This window comes from Streptomyces phytophilus (genome assembly GCF_013870535.1).
Taxonomy (GTDB): domain Bacteria; phylum Actinomycetota; class Actinomycetes; order Streptomycetales; family Streptomycetaceae; genus Streptomyces; species Streptomyces phytophilus.
In genome coordinates this window covers 1-1,794 of record NZ_JACBXC010001212.1, presented here as the reverse complement: position 1 = coordinate 1,794, position 1,794 = coordinate 1, and the positions used below count along the sequence as shown (strand labels likewise).

Here is a 1,794-nt window from a genome sequence, read left to right as displayed (position 1 = left end):
TGGCCCGTACGCCCGTGAGGCGCGCGGCCTCCGCCGCGGCGCCCGGCGCGGGGGCGCCGGAGCTGCGGGAGCGGCTGGCGGCGCTGCCCGGCGCCGAGCGCGCCGCGGCGGCGCTGGAGCTGGTCCGTACGCAGACCGCCACCGTCCTCGGACACGAGTCGCCGGGCTCCGTGCCGGAGGCGCAGGCGTTCCGGGACCTGGGCTTCGACTCGCTCATGGCGGTCGACCTGCGCAACGGCCTCGCGCGCGACACGGGCCTCCGGCTGCCCGCGACGCTGGTCTTCGACTACCCCAACCCGACGGCGCTGGCGGCGTACCTGCTCACCGAGTTCGGCCTCGGCACGGAGGCTGCCGCGGACGCCGTACGTCCCGCTGCGGCCGCGGCTGCGGACGATCCGATCGCCATCGTCGGCATGGCCTGCCGCTACCCGGGCGGCGTCACCTCGCCCGAGGACCTGTGGCGGCTGGTCGCGGAGCGCCGCGACGCGATCTCGGACTTCCCGGACGACCGCGGCTGGGACCCCGAGGAGCTGTACGACCCGGACCCCGACCGCGCGGGCCGGTCCTCGGTGTGGTCGGGCGGCTTCCTGCACGGGGCGGCCGACTTCGACCCCGGGTTCTTCGGCCTTTCGCCGCGCGAGGCGCTGGCGACGGATCCGCAGCAGCGGCTGCTGCTGGAGACGAGCTGGGAGGCGTTCGAACGGGCGGGCATCGACCCGGAGTCGGCGCGCGGCACCCGCACCGGCGTCTTCACCGGCCTGATGTACCACGACTACGCGGCCAGGGTGAGCAGTCCGCCCGCGGAGCTGGAGCCCTACCTCGGCAACGGCAGCGCGGGCAGCGTCGCGACGGGCCGGGTGGCGTACACGTTCGGGCTCGAAGGCCCGGCGGTGACGGTGGACACGGCGTGTTCCTCGTCGCTGGTGGCGCTGCACCTGGCGGCGCAGTCGCTGCGTACGGGCGAGTGCGACATGGCGCTCGCGGGCGGGGTGACGGTGATGTCGGCGCTGCACGCGTTCATCGAGTTCAGCAGGCAGCGGGCGCTGGCGCCCGACGGCCGGTGCAAGTCGTTCGCGGCGGGCGCGGACGGTACGGGCTGGGCCGAGGGCGTCGGCGTGCTGGTCCTGGAGCGGCTCTCGGTGGCGCGCCGGAAGGGCCACCGGGTGCTGGCGGTCGTGCGCGGCTCAGCGGTGAATCAGGACGGTGCGAGCAACGGTCTGACCGCGCCCAACGGGCCTTCGCAGCAGCGCGTGATACGGGCGGCGCTGGCCGGCGCCGGTCTGGAGCCGGTCGACGTGGACGCCGTGGAGGCGCACGGCACGGGGACGACGCTGGGCGACCCGATCGAGGCGGAGGCGCTGCTCGCCGCGTACGGGCAGGGGCGGGACGCGGACCGGCCGCTGTGGCTGGGCTCCATCAAGTCCAACATCGGGCACACGCAGGCCGCGGCCGGGGTGGCGGGGATCATCAAGATGGTCCAGGCGATGCGGCACGGGGAGCTGCCCGCCACATTGCATGTGGACGAGCCGACGCCGCATGTGGATTGGGCGGCCGGGGGCGTATCGCTCCTGACCGATGCCCGGTCCTGGCCGGAGGTGGACAGGCCGCGGCGGGCGGCGGTCTCGTCGTTCGGCGTCAGCGGCACCAACGCGCACGTGATTCTGGAGCAGGCCGACGAGCAGGGGGCGGAGGAGAGCCCCGCGCCTCCGGAGGTGACGGCCTGGCCGCTGAGCGGCCACACGGCGGCGGCGCTACGCGCACAGGCCGGACGGCTGCACACGCATCTGGCCGACC

The 1,794-nt window shown here is 75.4% G+C and carries 1 pseudogene; it reads left to right on the top strand.

What is annotated here, in order from left to right:
• Positions 1-14: 14 nt before the first annotated feature.
• A pseudogene (locus H5J30_RS30875) lies at positions 15-1,794 on the top strand (type I polyketide synthase); the annotation flags it as partial.